18 protein-coding genes are annotated in these 20,492 nt (G+C 57.8%); 3 read left to right on the top strand and 15 right to left on the bottom strand.

Features of this window, described 5'->3' with window-relative positions:
- Window positions 1-12: 12 nt before the first annotated feature.
- From gmhB to M3P88_RS16100, 8 genes are all read right to left on the bottom strand, one after another.
- The gene (gene gmhB, locus M3P88_RS14635; RefSeq protein WP_124736708.1) at window positions 13-549 is read right to left on the bottom strand and encodes a D-glycero-beta-D-manno-heptose 1,7-bisphosphate 7-phosphatase; all 537 of its coding nucleotides are present in this window, start codon (window positions 547-549) and stop codon (window positions 13-15) included.
- Between the two features lie 75 nt (window positions 550-624).
- Entirely contained in the window at window positions 625-2,685 is a 2,061-nt protein-coding gene (gene glyS / locus M3P88_RS14630; protein WP_502798963.1) for a glycine--tRNA ligase subunit beta, read from the bottom strand.
- A 2-nt stretch (window positions 2,686-2,687) separates the two neighbouring features.
- Window positions 2,688-3,113: a surface-adhesin E family protein gene (locus M3P88_RS14625; RefSeq protein ID WP_249616731.1), complete on the bottom strand. Its 426-nt coding sequence runs from the start codon at window positions 3,111-3,113 to the stop codon at window positions 2,688-2,690.
- Between the two features lies 1 nt (window position 3,114).
- A complete protein-coding gene (glyQ, locus tag M3P88_RS14620; protein ID WP_124736706.1) occupies window positions 3,115-4,008 on the bottom strand; it encodes a glycine--tRNA ligase subunit alpha in 894 nt (297 codons plus the stop codon).
- 114 nt (window positions 4,009-4,122) lie between these two features.
- On the bottom strand, window positions 4,123-5,487 hold the full coding sequence (hemG, locus tag M3P88_RS14615; protein WP_249616730.1) for a protoporphyrinogen oxidase: 1,365 nt from the start codon (window positions 5,485-5,487) through the stop codon (window positions 4,123-4,125).
- A 96-nt stretch (window positions 5,488-5,583) separates the two neighbouring features.
- Entirely contained in the window at window positions 5,584-6,609 is a 1,026-nt protein-coding gene (gene tdh / locus M3P88_RS14610; RefSeq protein ID WP_249616729.1) for an L-threonine 3-dehydrogenase, read from the bottom strand.
- Window positions 6,610-6,668: 59 nt separating this feature from the next.
- Window positions 6,669-7,868: a glycine C-acetyltransferase gene (locus M3P88_RS14605; RefSeq protein WP_249616728.1), complete on the bottom strand. Its 1,200-nt coding sequence runs from the start codon at window positions 7,866-7,868 to the stop codon at window positions 6,669-6,671.
- A gap of 362 nt (window positions 7,869-8,230) precedes the next feature.
- Window positions 8,231-8,497 (bottom strand): site-specific integrase, encoded by a 267-nt coding sequence (locus M3P88_RS16100; protein WP_502798961.1) that lies wholly within the window; start codon window positions 8,495-8,497, stop codon window positions 8,231-8,233.
- 168 nt (window positions 8,498-8,665) lie between these two features.
- Between M3P88_RS16100 and M3P88_RS14595 the strand changes: the two genes are divergently transcribed.
- Together M3P88_RS14595 and M3P88_RS14590 are read left to right on the top strand one after the other, a co-directional pair.
- A complete protein-coding gene (locus M3P88_RS14595; protein WP_249616726.1) occupies window positions 8,666-9,475 on the top strand; it encodes a TIR domain-containing protein in 810 nt (269 codons plus the stop codon).
- A 78-nt stretch (window positions 9,476-9,553) separates the two neighbouring features.
- Window positions 9,554-10,090, top strand: a complete 537-nt coding sequence (locus tag M3P88_RS14590) for a hypothetical protein (protein ID WP_249616725.1) — start codon at window positions 9,554-9,556, stop codon at window positions 10,088-10,090.
- Window positions 10,091-10,312: 222 nt separating this feature from the next.
- Here the strand turns inward: M3P88_RS14590 and ampC are convergent, their stop codons facing one another.
- From ampC to grpE, 7 genes are all read right to left on the bottom strand, one after another.
- Complete coding sequence (ampC, locus tag M3P88_RS14585) at window positions 10,313-11,497, bottom strand: CMY2/MIR/ACT/EC family class C beta-lactamase (RefSeq protein WP_249616740.1); 1,185 nt, start codon at window positions 11,495-11,497, stop codon at window positions 10,313-10,315.
- A 182-nt stretch (window positions 11,498-11,679) separates the two neighbouring features.
- Window positions 11,680-12,681 carry a porphobilinogen synthase gene (hemB, locus tag M3P88_RS14580; RefSeq protein WP_249616724.1) on the bottom strand — a complete coding sequence of 334 codons (1,002 nt, stop codon included), beginning with the start codon at window positions 12,679-12,681 and terminating at the stop codon, window positions 11,680-11,682.
- 4 nt (window positions 12,682-12,685) lie between these two features.
- Window positions 12,686-12,916: a hypothetical protein gene (locus tag M3P88_RS14575; RefSeq protein WP_249616723.1), complete on the bottom strand. Its 231-nt coding sequence runs from the start codon at window positions 12,914-12,916 to the stop codon at window positions 12,686-12,688.
- A gap of 109 nt (window positions 12,917-13,025) precedes the next feature.
- The gene (locus tag M3P88_RS14570; protein ID WP_502798960.1) at window positions 13,026-14,573 is read right to left on the bottom strand and encodes an alanine/glycine:cation symporter family protein; all 1,548 of its coding nucleotides are present in this window, start codon (window positions 14,571-14,573) and stop codon (window positions 13,026-13,028) included.
- 248 nt (window positions 14,574-14,821) lie between these two features.
- A complete protein-coding gene (dnaJ, locus tag M3P88_RS14565; protein ID WP_124736358.1) occupies window positions 14,822-15,955 on the bottom strand; it encodes a molecular chaperone DnaJ in 1,134 nt (377 codons plus the stop codon).
- A gap of 119 nt (window positions 15,956-16,074) precedes the next feature.
- A complete protein-coding gene (gene dnaK, locus M3P88_RS14560; protein ID WP_249616722.1) occupies window positions 16,075-17,994 on the bottom strand; it encodes a molecular chaperone DnaK in 1,920 nt (639 codons plus the stop codon).
- 116 nt (window positions 17,995-18,110) lie between these two features.
- On the bottom strand, window positions 18,111-18,659 hold the full coding sequence (grpE, locus tag M3P88_RS14555; RefSeq protein WP_249616721.1) for a nucleotide exchange factor GrpE: 549 nt from the start codon (window positions 18,657-18,659) through the stop codon (window positions 18,111-18,113).
- A 431-nt stretch (window positions 18,660-19,090) separates the two neighbouring features.
- Here grpE and aceA point away from each other — a divergent pair, with 431 nt between their 5' ends.
- Complete coding sequence (gene aceA, locus M3P88_RS14550; protein WP_124736361.1) at window positions 19,091-20,389, top strand: isocitrate lyase; 1,299 nt, start codon at window positions 19,091-19,093, stop codon at window positions 20,387-20,389.
- The last annotated feature ends 103 nt before the right edge of the window (window positions 20,390-20,492 follow it).

Genomic DNA, 20,492 nt, shown 5'->3' with positions numbered 1-20,492 from the left:
CTCCGTCATGCATCAGCCAGCGATCAAATGGGTCGCCGCTTCAAATAGATTGTCGAATACCAGTGTGCCGGCCGGCAGATTGCCGGCGGCCAGTGTTTTTTCACCCTTGCCGGTGCGCACCAGAATGGGCTGGCCGCCGACGGCGGCAATCGCCTCCAGGTCGCGCAGGCTGTCGCCTATCATCGGCAAGCCTTCCAGCCTGACATTAAAACGCTCGGCGATATCCTGCACCATGCCCGGCATCGGCTTGCGGCAGCCGCATTTATCATTGGCCGTATGCGGGCAGATAAAGACGGCATCGATGCGCCCGCCCGCCTGATTGACCAGACGGTGCATTTTTTCATGCATGGCATTCAGCGCATGCACATCAAACAGGCCGCGGCCTATGCCCGACTGGTTGGTTGCCACCACCACATGCCAGCCGGACTGGGTCAGGTTGGCAACCGCTTCCAGACTCTTGTCCAGCGGTATCCATTCCAGCGTGTTTTTGACGAAATCGTCGCGATCCTGATTGATCACGCCGTCCCGGTCGAGGATGACTAGTTTCATAAATAAGGGCGCGGAAAATAGCAGGCAGAGGATCAATGCGCCCTCTGCCCTTCCCATCTTCCACCCCCGCTCCCTTTAGTCGGCCAACAAGGAAATGTCGGCCACACGGTTAAACAGCTCGGCCAGACGCGACAGCAAGGCAATGCGGTTGGCGCGCACGGCAGCGTCGTCGGCCATCACCATCACGCCGTCGAAGAAGGCATCGACCGGCAGCTTCAGGCTGGAGAGCTGCGACAGCGCACCGGCAAAGTCATGCGCGGCAAACTTGGCATCCACCTCGGGCGCAATCGCCGCGATCGCCTCAAACAGCGCACGCTCGGCGTCTTCGGCAAACAAGGCCGGATTCACCGCACCGATCTCGCCTTCGGCTTTTTTCAGGATGTTTTTTACCCGCTTATTGGCCGCTGCCAGCGTAGCCGCTTCCGGCAAGGCCTTAAATTCGGCCACCGCGGCCAGCACCGCGCGCACCTCGTCCAGACGGCTAGGCGTCAGCGACAGCACGGCATCGATCTCGTCGCCCTTGTAATCGGTCGCCAGGAAGTGCTTGAGGCGCTCCAGAGCAAAGGCAAACACTTCGTCTGCCGTTGCATCCGACAACAGGCCGGCCGGGAACACGGCGGCTGTTTCGGCAATGATGTCCTTCAAGTCCAGCGGCGACGCCAGCACCATACGCAGCACGCCCAAAGCGGCGCGACGCAGCGCAAACGGGTCTTTATCGCCGGTCGGAATCAGGCCAATACCCCAGATGCCGACAATAGATTCAAGCTTGTCCGCCAGCGCAACCGCCGTTGCCACATCGCTTTGCGGCAAGGCGTCACCGGCAAAGCGCGGGTGGTAATGGCCTTCAATGGCCTGCGCCACGACGGCACTTTCGCCATCATGCGAGGCGTAGTACATGCCCATCACGCCTTGCAGCTCAGGGAACTCGCCCACCATATCGGTCACGAGGTCAGCCTTGGCCAGACGCGCAGCGCGGCGTGCGGCCTCCACATCGGAGCCCAGCTTGGCGGCAAAGACACCGGCCAGCGTTTCCAGACGCGCCACGCGTTCCAGCTGCGAGCCGATCTTGTTGTGGTAAACCACGCCGGCGAGTTTTTCCAGACGCGCAGCCAGCGGCAGCTTCTGGTCCTGCTCGAAGAAGAACTTGGCATCCGACAGGCGCGCGCGCAAGACGCGCTCGTTCCCCTGAATCACATGCGAAGGATCGGCGGCCTCGATATTCGACACCAGCAAGAAGCGGTTCATCAGTTTGCCGGCAGCATCCAGCAGCGGGAAATACTTCTGGTTCTGCTGCATGGTCAGAATCAGGCACTCCTGCGGCACCTTAAGGAACTCGGCTTCAAAGCCGGCTTCCAGCACCACCGGCCACTCTACCAGCGCGCACACTTCATCGATCAGCGCATCATCGGCGGCAATCGTCGCGCCCAGTACGGCGGCAGCATCATGCAGACGCTTGGCGATCAGCTCGCGCCGGGCGACGAAGCTGGCCACCACTTTACCCGCGTCAAACAGGGTACGCGCATAGCTATCGGCCGACTCGACCAGCACTTCGCCTTCGCTCATAAAGCGGTGGCCACGGGTGGCGTTGCGGCTCTTCAGCCCCAGCACTTCGCCATCGACCACGGTTTCGCCCCACAACATCATCAGGCCGTGCACCGGGCGCACAAACAGATGGTCGCTATCGCCCCAGTGCATCAGCTTGGGTGCCGGCAGCTTTTTCATCGCCAGCTCAACCACGCTGGTCAGCACGGCCGACAGGCTCTCGCCCGCCTTAACGCTCTGGTAGGCGTAGACGTCCTGCTTGCCATCGTTCAGTGTGATCAGCTCGGATACGGCCACACCGCAAGAGCGGGCAAAACCTTCCAGCGCCTTGGATGGCTGGCCGTCCTTCATGCCGGCAGCGAGCGACGGGCCTTTCTTGACCAGCGTCTGCTCGGGCTGCAGATTGAGCACCCCAGGCAGACTCACCGCCAAGCGGCGCGGGCTGGCAAACACGGTGGCGACAGCATCGGCATCAACAAACGCCATGCGCTTGAGTTCGCTACTGATGGTGTCGGCAAAACTGGCCGCCAGTTTTTGCAACGCCTTGGGCGGCAACTCCTCGGTGAGGAGTTCGATAAGCAACGTGGCTTTCATAGTCATTGTATTTTCTTGCTCTGAGCGGTTCGTCCAAGCCGGCACACCTCGCGCATCATCGCGGCGGCGACCGACCCCTGATCTACGGGCTGCCAGACCCAGTCGTATTCCGGCAAAGGGAACATCTGCGTATAGACATTCCGGCCGGCGGCGGTATAGAAATTGGCGCCGACAAAGACATACTGGTATTTGCTGCAATCAGCCCAGCCGCTCAAACGGCGGATGTGGTAACTGATGCCCAGCTTGGCATCCTTCTGGCGCAGGGTGAACCGCTCCTGGTTGACGAAGTGGATCCTGCCGTTTTCGCGCCAGATGGAGGCCGGGTCTATCGCCAGTTGCAAGGCAGCCCCGTCCTCGTACACCAGCCAGTTGTCAGCCAGCACCGGCGTGCAGGCCAGACACAAAGACAGGAGAATCCGGTTTTTCACTTCAATCGGCCTTAGGGCACATCGGGAAACCCAGTGCCTCGCGCGATGCGTAATAAGCCTGTGCCACACCACGCGACAGGGTACGCACGCGGCCGATATAGGCGGCACGTTCGGTTACCGAAATGGCACCGCGCGCATCCAGCAGGTTGAAGCTGTGACCGGCTTTGAGCACCATTTCGTAAGCCGGCAAGGCCAGCGGAATCTCCAACAGGCGCTTGGCCTCGGATTCGTAGTAGCTAAACAGCTCGAACAGCTTGTCGACGTTGGCGTATTCGAAGTTGTAAGTCGACTGCTCGACCTCGTTCTGGTGGTAAACGTCGCCATAGGTCACGCGCTGGCCGTTCGGATACACCGTCCACAACAGGTCGTACACGTTTTCCACGCCCTGCAGATACATGGCCAGACGTTCGATACCGTAGGTAATCTCACCCAGCACCGGCTTGCAGTCGAGGCCGCCAACTTGCTGGAAGTAAGTGAACTGGGTCACTTCCATACCGTTCAGCCAGACTTCCCAACCCAGCCCCCATGCGCCCAGCGTCGGGTTTTCCCAGTCGTCTTCGACAAAGCGGATGTCGTGGATAGTCGGATCGATGCCCAGTACCTTGAGCGAGCCCAGATACAGCTCCTGAATATTGTCAGGGCTAGGCTTCAAAGCCACCTGGAACTGGTAGTAATGCTGCAGACGGTTCGGGTTTTCACCGTAGCGCCCATCCTTGGGACGGCGCGAAGGCTGAACATAAGCCGCGTTCCAAGGTTCGGGACCGATTGCGCGCAGGCAGGTGGCCGGATGCGAAGTTCCGGCGCCCACCTCCATATCGAAGGGCTGCATAAGCACGCAGCCCTGCTGGCTCCAATAATTCTGCAGCGTAAGGATGATTTCCTGGAAGGTCAGCATGGCGTGTCAGTATGAAAGAATCAAACGTCGATTCTAACGGTTCAGGACGACGGGGAAAAGCAAACGGCAGGGAAGAAGCCCCTGCCGTGGTAGGAAAACCGCTTATTTACCCAATCAGGGCAAAGAAGGCGAGGCAGCAGCCAGTTGCAAGGCAAGCTTCTTACCCTTGTCCATACAATCGGGCACCGATACGCCATCGAGAAAACTCGCACACACATGGATACCGCGTGCCGCCAGCCGCGTGGCCGCGGCGCGGGCAGCCAGCACTTCTACGCTGCCTTGAGCGATGGCCTCGGGCCAGCGCACCACCACCTGCTCGCAGGGCTCGCCGCTGACGCCAAACACCTCTGCCAGCTCCCGGTTCAGCCTTGCCAGCAACGCCTCATCGTCCAAAGCGGCATGCGCGGCATACTGCGCGCCGCCGACAAAGCTGGTGATCAGCATCTCGCCTGGCGCACAGCGCCCCGGATACAGTGCGCCGGTCATCAAATGGCCGGCGGCAAAAGCGCCTTCCGCGGCCGGATTCAAGCCGCCAAAACCCTCTAGCGGACGTGCCACCTGGGTAGCGCACAGGCGCGTGACCACCACCGTCATCGGCGCATAGCGAATGGCTGCGAAAGCCGCGGCCGCCTCGGCGTCGATCTCCTCCAGCAGGCGCGCCGCCGCGAAAGCAGGCAAGGCCAGCACCACCTGCCCGGCCAGATGGCACTGCCCGCCGGCCTCGACTTGCCATAGCGCGCCACTTGGGCGCAAGGCCGTCACCGGGCAATGCAAGCGCACATCCAGCGTACGCGCCAGCGCACGCGGCAGACTTTCCAGACCACCGCTGAGCGAATAAGTATTACGCCGCTGCATGCCGCCCTTAAATAGCTTGCGCAACATGCCGCCGCTGATCGAACCGGACGTACGCTCGACCTCGGCCAGCATGCCCAGCGTTTCATCGATCAGCAACTGTTCGGGATCCCCGGCAAACACCCCGCCGATAAAGGGATTCACCGCACGGGCCAGCACTTCATCCCCCAGCCGGCGACGGAAAAAGCCGGCCACGGTTTCGGGATGGCTCGCCGGACGGTTGCGCCGGAACGGCTCGCTCAGCATGCGCCACTTGGCCGCGGAGGTGAAAAAGTCGCCAAACAACAGCGCGCCGGGCCCGCCGGGCAGGCGGCGATAACGCCCCTGACTCAGCACAAAGCGGTGGCGCGATTGTGCCGACGGATACTCGACCTGTAGCCCAAGCTGTTCCAGCCACGCCAAGTGCGCCTCACCGGCCATCAGGGTATTGGGGCCGGCTTCAAACAGCGCACCGTTCTGGTTCAGGCTGCGGATCTTGCCGCCTACCCGTTCGCCAGACTCGAAGACGCGCACCGTCATGCCCTGCTCGGCCATAAACCAGGCCGCAGACAGCCCGGAGATGCCGGCGCCGACAACTGCCACCTGCAATGGCGAAAGGGGAAAAGTCTGCAGTGTATTGTCGTTCATTGTGTCAGCATGCCAGAAGACGGCATTTTGCCCGTTGATAAGCATCAAGGCCGGCGTCACGCGACACCGGCCTTGACGGGTGAAACTAAAAAACGCTTATTCCCAGTCGAGAATGACCTTGCCGCTCTGACCCGACAGCATGGCCGCGAAGCCCTGCTCGAAATCATCCACCTTGTAATGGTGGGTGATGATAGGCGTGATATCGAGGCCGGACTGGATCAGCGCCACCATCTTGTACCAGGTCTCGAACATCTCGCGCCCGTAAATACCCTTGATCTCCAGACCCTTGAAGATCACCTGATTCCAGTCAATCGCGGTGTCTGCCGGCGGAATACCCAGCAGCGCGATCTTGCCGCCATTATTCATGGTTTCCAGCATCTGGCGGAAGGCGTGCGGATTGCCCGACATCTCGAGGCCGACATCGAAGCCCTCGCACATATGCAGTTCGCCCATCACCTGCTTCAGGTCTTCCTTCGCCACATTGACCGCGCGGCTGGCACCCATCTTGCGGGCCAGCTCCAGACGGTACTCGTTGACATCGGTCACCACCACATGGCGCGCGCCCACATGGCGCGCCACCGCGACCGCCATAATGCCGATCGGGCCGGCACCGGTAATCAGCACGTCTTCACCGACCATATTGAAGCTCAGGGCGGTATGCACGGCATTGCCGAACGGATCGAACACCGCGGCCAGATCGTCCGAGATCCCTTCCGGAATCGGGAAAGCATTGAAAGCCGGAATCACCAGATACTCGGCAAAAGCACCGGCGCGGTTCACGCCGACCCCGATGGTATTGCGGCACAGATGGCGACGGCCGGCGCGGCAGTTGCGGCAGTGGCCGCAGGTAATGTGGCCTTCACCGGAGACGCGATCGCCAATCTTGAAGCCCTTCACTTCCGAGCCCATGCCGGCGACCACGCCGACGTACTCGTGACCAACATGCATCGGCACCGGGATGGTCTTTTGCGACCACTCGTCCCAGTTCCAGATATGGATATCGGTGCCGCAGATCGCCGTCTTGGTGATCTTGATCAGCAAATCATTGTGGCCAACTTCGGGCATCGGCACATCGGTCATCACCAGACCGGGCGCGCGCGTAAGCTTGGCAAGTGCTTTCATTTTTACATCCTTCTTTATCGATGGCCGCAGCAAGGATCGCCCGCTGCGGCACGGCAAGCTTAAATCACACCCAGTTCGCGGCCGACCTTGGTAAAGGCGGCGACCACACGGTCGATCTGTTCAGGCGTATGCGCGGCAGACATCTGGGTACGAATGCGCGCCTTGCCCTTAGGCACTACCGGGAAAGAGAAGCCGACTACATAAATGCCTTCTTTCAGCAGCGCAGCCGACATCTCGCCGGCCAGACGCGCGTCCCCCAGCATCACCGGAATAATAGGATGCTCACCCGGCACCAGCGTAAAACCGGCCGCGCTCATCGCCGAGCGGAAATGCTCGGCATTGCGCGTGAGCGCAGCGCGCAGTTGCGCGCCCTCTTTGCTTGCCAGTATTTCCAGCACGCGAATGCTGGCGGCGGTAATGGCCGGCGCCAGCGAGTTGGAAAACAGATAGGGGCGCGAGCGCTGACGCAACAGTTCAACAATCGCCTTGCGGCCGGAGACATAACCGCCGGAAGCGCCGCCCAGCGCCTTGCCCAGCGTACCGGTGTAAATATCGATACGGTCGGAAACACCGCAGCGCTCGGGCGTGCCGGCACCGGTTTCACCGATAAAGCCCACCGCATGCGAGTCGTCCACCATCACCAGCGCACCGTAGCGGTCGGCCAGATCGCAGATGGACTTAAGGTCGGCGATGATGCCGTCCATCGAGAACACGCCATCGGTCACGATCAGCTTGTAGCGGGCACCGGCCGCTTCGGCGGCCTGCAGCTGCGCCTCAAGGTCGGCCATATCGTTATTGGCGTAACGGAAACGCTTGGCCTTGCACAGGCGCACGCCATCGATAATCGAGGCGTGATTCAGCGCATCCGAAATCACCGCATCGTGTTCGTCCAGCAGCGTCTCGAACACGCCGCCATTGGCGTCGAAGCAGCTGGAGTAAAGGATGGTGTCGTCGGTATCCAGAAAAGCCGAGATCGCGGACTCCAGCTTTTTGTGCACGCTTTGCGTGCCGCAGATAAAGCGTACCGAAGCACAGCCATAGCCATAATCATCCAGCCCCTGCTTGGCAGCAGCGATCAGGCGGGCATCATCGGCCAGACCCAGATAGTTGTTGGCACAGAAATTCAATACATGCTGGCCGCCGGCCAGCGTCACATCGGCGCTTTGCGGCGAATCAATCACGCGTTCGGGTTTTTCAAAACCGTCGGCGCGAATATGGGCCAGCGTCGCCTCAAGATGGGCAAGATAGGTTCTGTTCATGGCGTCCTTGTCCGAATAAGCACGGTGTATTTAGGCACGGCCGGCATCGATGCGCCGGGTAAAGCATCGCCGCGCAGGAGCGTCAGAATACGCGCAGAACGGCATATTTGAAAGCAAGCATATGCTTCACAACAGAGATGAATGCCGGCGGACCAACAGGGCTGCACGGCCGAGCATCCGCAGCAGCGGCGGCCAAGCCGCGTTCGCCAAGGCTGACGACAGCCCGCTACCGCTACATGGGGCGGCTCATCCATCACCCGCACGGCGCGTGCAAGGCGCGCGGTGTGCACAGCCAGAAGCGGCATACGGCTGCGTAGGACCTTGTATCCGCTGCGCGGGGCGGGTTGGCGGCGTAGGGTGGGTTAGGCCGCAGGCCGTAACCCACCACTGACCAAGCCCCGCCTAGTCGCCGGTGGGTTACGCCGCCAGCGGCTAACCCACCGCACTTCAACGGCCAGATGGGTAAGAAAGCTGCTGACCTCCGCAGCTCCCATCTCGCGCGGGTGCCGATGATGGTGAAAGCGCAAAAAGCGCCTCACCCAATTCACGTATTGCTGCTCGGTGCGCAGGCTGTCATGCCTGACATGAAGGGATTCTCGCAGCACATCCAGCAAGCGTGGCAGTCCCATCTGGCGGTGTACTTTCAGGCATCAGCAACCCCAACATCTTTGAAAAGCAATGAAAAATTCGTGTAGCATGCTGAGTTATACACACAGACAAACTAAATATACACCTGCAAAGGTGTATATTTCACGTTAGGCCAGACAAGCGCATAGCACTGAGCAAAGGAATTAAATTTGAGTATCGAATTTTTAGAGAATGATTTCGATAAGGTCAACTACCTTGTGAACCTTTTGACGTCGAGGGCTACTGGGTTGGCGGCTGACTCACGAGAGTTTGAAATCTTGCGCTATCAATTGTTAAGCAATCCCGTTGTTTCTCCTTATCTTCCTCAATGGTTAAGGCAACACAGAAACCTAGACACTTTCTGGGGATTCATCAAGCAGAAGTTCGAGAAATATGCTGAGCGAAGAACATATCTATCGGAGGAGTTTACCCCGGTTCTTGATATGCTTGAGTTTGGCCAACCAGCACAGCCGACCTCACAAGTTGGCTCTTTTCAGAATGTGTTACCGAACCAGACAAAAGCCGTGGCCAGAAACAAGCGGAAAGTTTTTATTGTTCATGGGCGCGATAATGAAGCGAAGCAAGAGGTCAGCCGGTTTATTGAAAAGCTGGGTCTCGAAGCAATTATCTTGCATGAACAAGCAAGCGCCGGCATGACGATTATTGAAAAAATTGAACACTATTCCAATGACGCGGATTTTGCGCTCGTGCTTTACACCGCTTGTGATCAAGGGCGCGGCGTCCATGAATCGAATGTTAGTCCTAAAAATAGAGCGCGACAAAACGTGGTATTTGAGCATGGCTACCTTATGGCAAAGCTAGGCAGAGAAAACGTATGCTCACTCGTGAAGGGTGATATTGAGAAGCCGAATGATATAAGTGGTGTCGTATACGTTAGCTTGGATCCATTCGGCGCATGGAAAACCGAAGTGGCAAAGGAATTAAAGGCATGTGGCTATGCAATCAATAGTCTCTTTTAGCAAATACCCAAGGCCTAACAAACGCAGGCACAGCAATGGATTTTCCGTTGCGGCTTCGCCTTCACTACAAAGCCGCGCGTGCTGCGGGCGTTAGACACCACCATGACCTGCACATCAATTTGCCCCGAATTGTTCGACTATGTAGTTGCAATTGGGCCACCATTCGTCACAAGCGTAATTACAATTTTTGTCGCATTTGTCGCATATCAACAATGGAAAACGAATCAGAACAAATTAAGGCTAGATTTGTACAACAGGCGTTTTGAGGTTTACTCCAACACAATTACGTTCTTCCAAGAACTATCAGCCCTCCCTCCGGGTGAGCGAAATGAAGATTTCAAAGAAGTACAGCGTGCGTTCATTCGGTCGTGCCGTGAGTCTCAGTTTTTGTTTTCCGATGAATCGAAGATTTTTGAGATGCTCGAAAAAATTCACTCAGGCTCTTTCAAAGTCATTGGCCTCAAGGAAAGTGGAGGCAGTCTAGCAGGTGATCCAGAGCTCTTATCAAAGATGGCTCTTGATGCGAATGCAGCACTTGCAGACTTTGATGCATCAATTAAGAAAATCGAAACAGCAATATCTAAATATTTGCGGTTCCATGGCAATGCCAATTAATCCACATCTATAAAAAGCAGCTCCTCAGTTCCGTTTGAGTGGGCAATAACAAAAGCAAGAAAATGTGTCGATTGACGCCTAGCCCTACAGTGGAGAGCGACGGCAATCCCCCCCCAACAACAAACCGCCCCGCAAGCATGGCCTGCGGGGCGGTTTGGTCGTTTTACGCCCCGAGCGCGCTACTTGAGCAAGAAGCCAAAAATGAGCGGCTGGTTCACGAACCTACTGTTTTGCAGGCGGGATAGACTCAGCAGCGGACGACAGGCGCAGATCGTTGAGGATTCGATAAGCCGCCTCAATTCGCGCCGGATTCGGGTAGCTCTTATTTGCCAGCATCACGATGCCGAGCTGCTTTTCAGGAATAAACGCCGCATAAGCGCCAAACCCGCCGGTCGAGCCCGTCTTATGTACCCATGAGGCTTTTACCGGTGGCGCCGGGGGATTCACGGCGACGGCAGGCAAGGCGGCCAGCGCCATCTTATTGTCGCTGCCATTGGCCAGCGTTTTGACCTTTACCGGCCAGTCGAGCATTTCCCAGCCCAGCCCCTGGTACATCGCGCCGATGCGCCAGTAGCGTGACTGCGCCAGCGCCATCCCCTGCTTCAAAGAGGCATCCGGCACGGTGTCGGGGTCCATATTGACCATCACCCAGCGGGCCATATCCTGCACATTGGTTTTCACGCCATACGCTTCGGCGTCCAGCATGCCTGGCGAAACGTGGACCGCCTTGCCATTGCGATATCCCCATGCGTAGCGGGTCTCTTCGGCTTTGGGCACGTTAATCCACGTATGCTCCAGCTTCAGTGGCTTAAAGACCCGCTGCGTCATCGCCTGCTCGAAGCTCATGCCGGAAGGCTTGACCGCCAGCGCGCCAAAAAGACCGATGCTGGAGTTTGCATACAAGCGCATGCTGCCCGCAGCCCACTGTGGCTGCCAGGCCTGATAAAAACCCAGTAGCGAGGCATGGTCGGTCACCTCATCCGGCACCTGCAATGGCAGACCACCGGCGGTATACGTTGCCAGATCCAGCATGCGGATGCCCCGCCACTGCTTGCCCGTCAGCTCGGGCCAATATTTCGTTACCGCATCGTCCAGCGAAATCTCGCCGCGAGCGATGGCATCGCCGCCCAGTACGCCGGTGAATGTTTTGCTGATCGAACCCAGCTCAAACACGGTTTGCGGCGTGACGGGCTTGTTCGCCGCCACATCGGCTTTGCCAAACGTGAAATAGTGCGGCTGGCCCTGATAAATCACCGCCACCGCCATACCTGGAATGGCCTGCGCTTTCATCAGTGGCGTGACGGTACGTTCCACCACCTCAGCCAGCTGTTTTTCTGACATCGGTGCGGCGAACGCCATGCAAGAGGTGCCAAGCAGCAGTGCGCCGCAGAGGGATTTTTTCATCATCAATTTATTTTCAGTCATGGTAAGTCAAGCGAGTGTCCGGCCTGCCGGACAAATGTGCGCGTGGCGCGGATTGGCTCCTCCCCTGCCGCGCCCAACAACAAACCGCCCCGCAAGCATGGCCTGCGGGGCGGTTTGGTCGTTTTACACACCCGGATAAAGGGCGTGCGAACGACAGGTGTGCGCTACGCCTTAAGCAGACGCGCTGCATCCAGCGCGAAGTAGGTCAGGATGCCGTCGGCGCCGGCGCGTTTGAACGCCAGCAGGCTTTCCAGCATGCACTTTTCTTCATTCAGCCAGCCATTCTGTGCGGCGGCCTTGAGCATCGCGTATTCGCCCGACACTTGGTAGGCGTAAGTCGGCACGCGGAAGGTGTCTTTCACGCGGCGGATCACATCCAGATAGGGCATGCCCGGCTTGACCATGATGATGTCGGCGCCCTCTTCCAGATCCATCGCCACTTCCTGAATCGCTTCTTCCAGATTGGCCGGGTCCATCTGGTAGCTGTATTTGTCGGCCTTGCCCAAATTGCCGGCGCTGCCTACCGCATCGCGGAACGGGCCGTAGAAGCTGGAGGCGTATTTGGCCGAGTAGGCGAAGATTTTGGTATGGATAAAGCCCTCTTCTTCCAGCGCCTCGCGGATGGCGCCGATGCGTCCGTCCATCATGTCGGATGGGCCGACCATATCGGCACCGGCTTCGGCGTGGCAAAGCGCCTGCTTGACCAGAATGGCGGTGGTCTCGTCGTTGAGCACATAGCCGGCTTCGTTAATCAGCCCGTCCTGACCATGAATGGTGTAAGGATCCAGCGCCACATCGGTCATCAGGCCAAGCTCGGGGAAGCGCGACTTCAGTTCGCGCACCACGGTCGGCACCAGCCCTTCGGGGTTGTAGGCTTCGGTGGCTTCGTTGTTTTTGCCGGTCTCGATCACCGGGAAGATGGACAGCATGGGAATGCCCAGCTTGAGCGCTTCTTCGGCGGTATACAGCAATTTGTCCAGACTCTGGCGCGTGACGCCCGGCATCGATGACACCGCCTGTTCGCGATTCTCGCCTTCCAGCACAAACACCGGATAGATCAGATCATTGGTGGTGAGCACGTTTTCACGCATCAGACGGCGGGAAAAATCGTCCTTGCGCATGCGGCGCAAACGGGTCGCGGGAAAATAGCGGTTGGCAAAAATCATGAACTTACCTTTCTGTCTGGCCGGCCGGCGTCTGGGGCGCGGCATCGGCATGCGGGTCGTTATCCTGCGCTTCGGTATCCAGTGCCTCATTGCGCCGGTAGGTGCCCGGGCTGACGCCGGGCGGCAACACCGGTGGCGGCTCTTGCCGCGCCAGTCGTGCCAGCGTACTGACCACAATGACAAAAGGAGCGGCGGCAACCACACACCAGAACCAGGTTGAATGCAGAAAATCCATGCGCGCTCCCGGACAATAGAAAAACCGGGGCAAGCCCCGGTCAGGACGCAGGAATTGTATTCCCATCAGCTACCTGCGGCCACCCTGCGTAAGCGGCCCGGGGAAAAACTTATTGCTGATGCAAAGGCTGCTTGCCTGCAGCTTGACGCTGCTCGTCTTCCAGATTGTCTTCGGCACGATGACCCGTCCAGTAGTCGGCATTCTTGATGCCCAGCTTTTCCGGATGGAACACCGGGTCCAGACCCTGTGCGCGCTGCGCCTCATAATCGCGCAACGCGATAAAGGCCGGCTTTTGCAGCAGGATAATGGCGGTGATATTCAGCCAAGCCATCAGGCCAACACCGATATCCCCCATGCCCCAAGCCAGATCGGCGGTTTTGACCGTGCCATAGACCGTAGCTGCCATCAGGGCGACCTTCAGCACAAAAGTCAGCCATGGGCGCTGAACCTTGCGGTTGATATAGGCAATATTGGTTTCGGCGATGTAGTAGTAAGCCACAATCGTGGTAAAGGCGAAGAAGAACAAAGCCGTGGCGACAAAAATGGAACCAAAGCCCGGCATGATGTGTTCCATCGCGGTCTGTACATAGCCCGGGCCGGCGGCTACACCAGCAATACCGGTGTACAGTGCCTGCCCGTCCGGGCCTTGCACATTGTACTGGCCGGTAATCAGCAGCATGAAGGCAGTGGCCGAGCACACGAACAGGGTATCGATATACACAGAGAACGCCTGCACCAGACCCTGCTTGGCCGGGTGGGATACGGCAGCGGCACTGGAGGCGTGCGGGCCGGTACCCTGGCCGGCTTCATTGGAGTAAACGCCGCGCTTCACGCCCCACTGGATCGCCATACCCAGAATCGCGCCAAAGCCTGCTTCCATGCCAAAAGCGCTCTTGAAGATCAGCGCGAGCACGCCCGGCAACATATGGATGTTAAGCGCGATGATCACACAGGCCACGATGATGTAGCCCAGCGCCATAAACGGCACCACAACCTCGGCAAACGACGCGATACGCTTCACGCCACCGAAGATGATAAAGCCCAGAATAATGGCAAGAATGGCGGCAGTAACGGTCGTTTCCAGACCGAAAGCCGATTGCAGGCCGGCGGCAATGGAGTTGGCCTGCACGCCCGGCAACAGCACGCCGCAGGCAAAAATGGTCACCAGCGCAAACACGAAGGCGTAGCGCTTCATGCCCAGACCCTTCTCGATATAGAAGGCGGGGCCGCCACGATACTGGCCGTCAATCTTTTCCTTGTAGATCTGGCCCAGCGTCGACTCGACAAAAGCCGAGCTCGCGCCCAAAAAGGCCACCATCCACATCCAGAACACTGCACCCGGGCCACCGAAGGTGATCGCGGTTGCCACACCCGCGATATTACCGGTACCCACCCGGCCGGCCAGCGTCATCGCCAGCGCCTGAAAGGATGACACGCCCGCATCCGAGCTCTTGCCATCAAACATCAGCCTGACCATTTCCTTGACGTGGCGCACCTGCAAGAAGCGCCCGCGGATGGAGAAATACAGGCCCACGCCCAGGCACAAATAAATCAGCGCCGGGCTCCAGATAATGCCATTGGCGGCGTTCACGAATTCGTTCATATCAGTTTCTGCTCTCTTCTCGTCCTGTTGCCCCTGCCTGGGGTAGTGGCTCATGGCCACGCCTGCCGGCAAGACCGGTTTGCCGAATAAATACCGTCGAATGAATAAAATAGACAGTACACATCCATGGCAAGACGGAAGATAGCGCCACTCGCGCTAGTTATGCAAATAAAGTTTTGCATGACCCGGCTTAAGCGCCACAAAAAACCTGATAACACCGTACACCCCGCGAGATATGCCACAAAGAAAAACGGCAGCCAGATGGCTGCCGTTGCTATATAAGGACACCTGCCAGGCAGGGTTTAACCGAAGAAGTCTTTCAGTTTGTCCATAAAGGATTTGGTGCGCGGGCTATGCATGGCCACATCCCCCTGGCTGATGGCATCGAATTCGCGCAGCAGTTCTTTCTGGCGCTCGGTCAGCTTGACCGGCGTTTCGATGACCACGTGGCACATCAGGTCGCCAACATCACTGCCGCGCACGGCCTTGATGCCTTTACCGCGCAAGCGGTAAACACGACCGGACTGGGTTTCGGCCGCAATCTTGACCTTGGCCATGCCGTCCAGCGTCGGAATCTCGATTTCGCCACCCAAGGCTGCCTTGGCAAACGAAATCGGCATCTCGCAGTGCAGGTCGGAGCCGTCACGCTGGAATACCGCATGCGGCTTGATATGGGTCACCACATACAGGTCGCCCGACGGGCCACCATTCTGGCCCGGCTCGCCCTCGCCCGACAGACGGATACGGTCGCCCTCATCCACACCCGCCGGAATCTTGACGTTCAGTGTCTTGTGCGTCTTGATCTGGCCTGCGCCATGACACTTCGGACACTTGTCGGTGATTTCCTTACCGCTGCCGTGACAGGTCGGGCAGGTCTGCTGAATGGAGAAGAAGCCCTGGCTCATGCGCACCTGACCGTGACCACCACAGGTGGAGCAGGTCTTGGGCTGAGTGCCCGGCTTGGCGCCACTGCCATGGCAGGTATCGCAGTCTTCATGGCTAGGGATGCGGATTTTTTTCTCGCAACCGCGCGCCGCTTCTTCCAGCGTGATATCCATGTTGTAACGCAAGTCGGCGCCGCGATAGACATTGGAACGCCCGCCGCCATTACCGCCACGCCCGCCGCCAAAGATATCGCTGAAGATATCGCCAAAGTCGCCAAAGCCGCCAAAGCCGCCAGCGCCGCCACCACCGCCCATGCCGGACTGCGGATCAACCCCGGCATGGCCGAACTGGTCATAGGCGCTGCGCTTTTGCGCATCAGAGAGGATTTCGTAAGCCTCTTTACCCTCTTTGAACTTGTCTTCGGCTTCCTTGCTGTCCGGATTACGGTCCGGGTGATATTTCATCGCCAGCTTGCGGTAAGCCTTTTTGATTTCGTCTTCGGACGCGTCACGGTTAATGCCGAGCACATCGTACAAATCACGTTTTGACATTCTTGTTCACACCATCTGGCTGCATACAACAGCCGAATTCATCAGCAGTTACAACGAAGGCACAACTACCGGTATCGTTGAATACCGGTGGCTGTGCCTTCGCACTCAAGGACTAAGACTTACTGCTTCTTGTCCTTTACTTCCTCGAACTCGGCATCCACTACATCGCCGTCTTCCTTGGCTGCAGGCTGAGCCGCGCCGGCGCCCTGAGCTTCGCCCTGGGTTTGCGCGTACATCATTTCAGCCAGCTTGTGCGAAGCGGTCATCAGTGCTTCAACTTTGGCATCGATAGCGGCCTTGTCTTCGCCCTTCAGTGCTTCTTCGGCTTCTTTCAGTGCAGCTTCAATCGTGGCTTTCTCTTCGGCGGACACCTTGTCACCGTAGTCAACCAGCGATTTCTTCACGCTGTGTACCAGCGTTTCGCCATGGTTACGCGACTGGACCAGCTCGTGCAGCTTCTGGTCTTCTTCGGCATTCGCCTCGGCATCCTGCACCATGCGCTGGATTTCGTCTTCGGACAGACCGCTGGACGCCTGGATGGTGATGGTGGCTTCCTTGCCGGTGCCCTTGTCTTTAGCCGATACGTGCAAGATACCGTTGGCGTCGATATTGAAGGCAACTTCAATCTGCGGCAGACCACGTGGCGCTGGCGGAATATCGGACAGGTTGAACTGGCCCAGCGACTTGTTGGCCGCAGCTTTTTCACGCTCGCCCTGCAGCACGTGAATGGTCACGGCCGTCTGGTTGTCGTCAGCGGTGGAGAACACCTGCTGTGCCTTGGTCGGAATGGTGGTGTTCTTCTGGATCAGCTTGGTCATCACGCCGCCCATGGTCTCGATACCCAGCGACAGCGGGGTCACGTCCAGCAGCAGCACGTCCTTGCGGTCACCAGACAGCACCGAGCCTTGCAGCGCGGCGCCCACGGCAACGGCTTCGTCCGGGTTCACATCCTTACGCGCTTCTTTGCCGAAGAACTCTTTAACCTTGTCCTGCACCTTAGGCATACGGGTCTGGCCACCCACCAGAATCACGTCGTCGATATCGGAGATCGACAGGCCGGCATCTTTCAGTGCGATACGGCATGGCTCGATGGTACGGTCAACCAGGTCTTCCACCAGGGACTCGAACTTGGCGCGGGTAATCTTCATCGCCAGGTGCTTAGGACCGGTCGCATCCATGGTGATGTAAGGCAGGTTCACTTCAGTCTGCTGGGTCGACGACAGTTCGATCTTGGCTTTTTCAGCAGCTTCCTTCAGACGCTGCAGCGCCATGACGTCCTGCTTCAGGTCTACACCCTGCTCCTTCTTGAACTCGGTCACGATGTAATCGATCACGCGCTGGTCGAAGTCTTCACCACCCAGGAAGGTGTCGCCGTTGGTCGACAACACTTCGAACTGGTGTTCGCCGTCTACATCGGCGATTTCAATAATGGACACGTCAAACGTACCACCACCCAAGTCATAGACGGCAATCTTGCGGTCGCCTTCCAGCTTGGCCAGACCAAAAGCCAGTGCGGCTGCGGTCGGTTCGTTGATGATGCGCTTCACGTCCAGACCGGCAATACGGCCTGCATCCTTGGTCGCCTGACGCTGGCTGTCGTTGAAGTAAGCCGGTACGGTAATCACCGCTTCGGTCACTTCTTCGCCCAGATAGTCTTCGGCCGCCTTTTTCATCTTGCGCAGCACTTCAGCCGAGATCTGTGGCGGTGCCAGTTCCTGGTCACGCACCTTGACCCATGCATCGCCGTTCTTGGCTTTCATGATTTCGAAAGGCATCAGTTCGATGTCTTTCTGTACTTCTTTGTCTTCAAAGCGATGGCCGATCAGGCGCTTGATCGCATACAGCGTGTTCTTAGGGTTGGTTACTGCCTGACGCTTGGCCGGAGCACCGACCAGAATTTCGCCATCTTCGACATAAGCGATGATGGAAGGGGTGGTACGGGTGCCTTCCGCGTTTTCAATGACCTTAGGTGCACCACCTTCAATCACTGCAACGCAGGAGTTGGTTGTACCCAGGTCAATACCGATAATTTTTCCCATGATTCTTTGTCCTTTTATGTGTTCTGTAGCACGACTTCAGGATTGCTCTTAGCATCCAGCCATGCGTTTCAAGATATTGGCTATCCCATGTTTTTCAAGAGGCGAAAACGCAGGATTTATGCTTTTTCCTTGGCCACCACCACCATGGCGGGGCGCAGTACGCGCTCGGCCACAAGGTAGCCCTTTTGTAGCACACGGATTACGGTGCCAGCTTCGGCATCCGACTCTTCCATGCTCATCGCCGCATGCTGATGCGGGTCCAGCCTCTGCCCCAGCGGATTGATCTCGCTGATCTGGGACTTTTCAAAGGCGGCAACCAGTTGCTTAAGCGTCAGATCGACACCGAACTTGATATTGTCAAACTGGCCGCTCTGATCCTGTACCGCCATTTCCAGGCTGTCCTTGACCGGCAGCATTTCCAGCAAAAATTTGTTGATCGCGTATTTATGCGCGGCAGCCACGTCCTCTTGCGAGCGGCGACGCAGGTTTTCCAGATCAGCCAGGGAACGCAGATACTGGTCTTTCAGCGTCGCGATTTCGGCTTCCAGATCATTGATGCGCGCAACGGCCTCATCGGACAGATCCGGCAAGGACAACTCCTCGACCGGCTCCAGTGCAGCTTCGTTATGAGGTTCTACATTTTGTGTATTGAGATTTTCCTGCATTTTTAAACGGCTCCTCGAGCTGGATATGCTTATCAAACACCTTACTGGCTTGTCCCGTTCCAAGTTAAGGGCTACTGCCGATAATTCAAGCCCGTAAGCTAAATGCGCATTCAGCCCTGTCCATTGTTCGGAAACGCACAATTCAAACATCAGTTCTATCGTGTTTGCGCATTGCTTTGTTAGCATTTGAAAACAAAGCAATTTTATTTGCTGCGTTGCACACAGGCTTTTTTTTTTATGTTTTAATCATGTCACAGAGGCAAGCAACAGACAGACGGCTCCCCCACCCCGGAACCCGTCTGTTCAGCAAAAAAGCTACGGATATAAAGCGCAGCCCGCCCGCCGGCAACAAGTCCGGCATAAGCAAAAACAAAGGATGGCCGGTCGCAACCGGCTGGATAGAACTGCATCGAAACTTTAAGGACCTACACATGACTACTCGCGAACAACGCATCGCCGCCATTCAGCACGACTGGGATACCAATCCACGTTGGAAAGGCATCAAGCGCGGCTACACCGCCGCTGATGTTGAGCGCCTGCGCGGCTCCGTACAGAATGAATACAGCCTGGCCCGCCGCGGTGCAGAAAAGCTGTGGGGTCTGGTCAACAACGAGCCTTACATCAACTGCCTGGGCGCGCTGACCGGCGGCCAAGCCATGCAGCAAGTTAAGGCTGGCATCAAAGCAATCTACCTGTCGGGCTGGCAGGTTGCTGCTGACAACAACGAATATTCGGCCATGTATCCGGACCAGTCGCTGTATCCAGTTGACTCGGTGCCTAAGGTAGTTGAGCGCATCAATAACGCCTTTACCCGCGCTGACGAAATCCAGCACTCCAAAGGTGTTGAGCAGGGTGATGCCGGCTTTGTCGACTACTACGCCCCTATCGTGGCAGATGCTGAAGCCGGTTTCGGCGGCGTACTGAACGCTTACGAACTGATGAAGGCCATGATCCGCGCCGGCGCAGGTGGTGTTCACTTTGAAGACCAGCTCGCTTCCGTTAAGAAGTGCGGCCACATGGGCGGCAAGGTACTGGTTCCAACCCAGGAAGCCGTACAGAAACTGATCGCGGCCCGTATGGCTGCCGACGTTTACGGCGTGCCAACCCTGGTGATCGCGCGTACCGATGCCGAAGCCGCTGACCTGTTGACCAGCGACTACGACGAAAACGACAAGCCATTCCTGACCGGCGAGCGCACCGCAGAAGGCTTCTACAAGACCAAAAAAGGTCTGGAACAAGCCATCAGCCGCGCCGTGGCCTACGCCGAATACGCTGACCTGGTATGGTGTGAAACCGGCACCCCGGATCTGGAATTTGCCCGCAAGTTTGCTGAAGCGGTACACGCCAAGCACCCGGGCAAGCTCTTGGCCTACAACTGCTCGCCTTCTTTCAACTGGAAGAAAAACCTGGACGACGCGACCATCGCCAAGTTCCAGCGCGAACTGGGCGCCATGGGTTACAAGTACCAGTTCATCACCCTGGCTGGCATTCACAGCATGTGGTACAACATGTTCGATCTGGCACAGGACTACGTGGCACGCGGCATGTCGGCCTATGTCGAGAAAGTACAAGAGCCAGAATTCGCAGCACGCGACCGCGGCTACACCTTCGTATCGCACCAGCAGGAAGTCGGCACCGGCTACTTCGATGATGTCACCACCGTGATCCAGGGCGGCAAGTCCTCGGTGACCGCACTGACTGGCTCGACCGAAGAAGAGCAGTTCCACTGAGCATAGCGCGGATCAAGCACACGCTTCTCTTGACCCCCGCCCGGATTCGGGCGGGGGTTTTTGCTGCTCGCCAAGCCCGCAGAACAACAAAAAGCCCGCGAAA

Origin of the sequence: Craterilacuibacter sp. RT1T, from assembly GCF_023502145.1 — a bacterium.
Taxonomy (GTDB): domain Bacteria; phylum Pseudomonadota; class Gammaproteobacteria; order Burkholderiales; family Chromobacteriaceae; genus Craterilacuibacter.
This window is presented reverse-complemented; position numbering and strand designations above follow the sequence as displayed.

What these genes read in the sequence shown, in the direction of transcription:
- gmhB (WP_124736708.1), bottom strand. Translation starts at nt 549, where the DNA reads ATGAAACTAGTCATCCTCGACCGGGACGGCGTGATCAATCAGGATCGC.
- glyS (WP_502798963.1), bottom strand. Translation starts at nt 2,685, where the DNA reads ATGAAAGCCACGTTGCTTATCGAACTCCTCACCGAGGAGTTGCCGCCC.
- glyQ (WP_124736706.1), bottom strand. Translation starts at nt 4,008, where the DNA reads ATGCTGACCTTCCAGGAAATCATCCTTACGCTGCAGAATTATTGGAGC.
- hemG (WP_249616730.1), bottom strand. Translation starts at nt 5,487, where the DNA reads ATGAACGACAATACACTGCAGACTTTTCCCCTTTCGCCATTGCAGGTG.
- tdh (WP_249616729.1), bottom strand. Translation starts at nt 6,609, where the DNA reads ATGAAAGCACTTGCCAAGCTTACGCGCGCGCCCGGTCTGGTGATGACC.
- M3P88_RS14605 (WP_249616728.1), bottom strand. Translation starts at nt 7,868, where the DNA reads ATGAACAGAACCTATCTTGCCCATCTTGAGGCGACGCTGGCCCATATT.
- M3P88_RS16100 (WP_502798961.1), bottom strand. Translation starts at nt 8,497, where the DNA reads ATGGGACTGCCACGCTTGCTGGATGTGCTGCGAGAATCCCTTCATGTC.
- ampC (WP_249616740.1), bottom strand. Translation starts at nt 11,497, where the DNA reads ATGATGAAAAAATCCCTCTGCGGCGCACTGCTGCTTGGCACCTCTTGC.
- hemB (WP_249616724.1), bottom strand. Translation starts at nt 12,681, where the DNA reads ATGATTTTTGCCAACCGCTATTTTCCCGCGACCCGTTTGCGCCGCATG.
- M3P88_RS14575 (WP_249616723.1), bottom strand. Translation starts at nt 12,916, where the DNA reads ATGGATTTTCTGCATTCAACCTGGTTCTGGTGTGTGGTTGCCGCCGCT.
- M3P88_RS14570 (WP_502798960.1), bottom strand. Translation starts at nt 14,573, where the DNA reads ATGAGCCACTACCCCAGGCAGGGGCAACAGGACGAGAAGAGAGCAGAA.
- dnaJ (WP_124736358.1), bottom strand. Translation starts at nt 15,955, where the DNA reads ATGTCAAAACGTGATTTGTACGATGTGCTCGGCATTAACCGTGACGCG.
- dnaK (WP_249616722.1), bottom strand. Translation starts at nt 17,994, where the DNA reads ATGGGAAAAATTATCGGTATTGACCTGGGTACAACCAACTCCTGCGTT.
- grpE (WP_249616721.1), bottom strand. Translation starts at nt 18,659, where the DNA reads ATGCAGGAAAATCTCAATACACAAAATGTAGAACCTCATAACGAAGCT.
- aceA (WP_124736361.1), top strand. Translation starts at nt 19,091, where the DNA reads ATGACTACTCGCGAACAACGCATCGCCGCCATTCAGCACGACTGGGAT.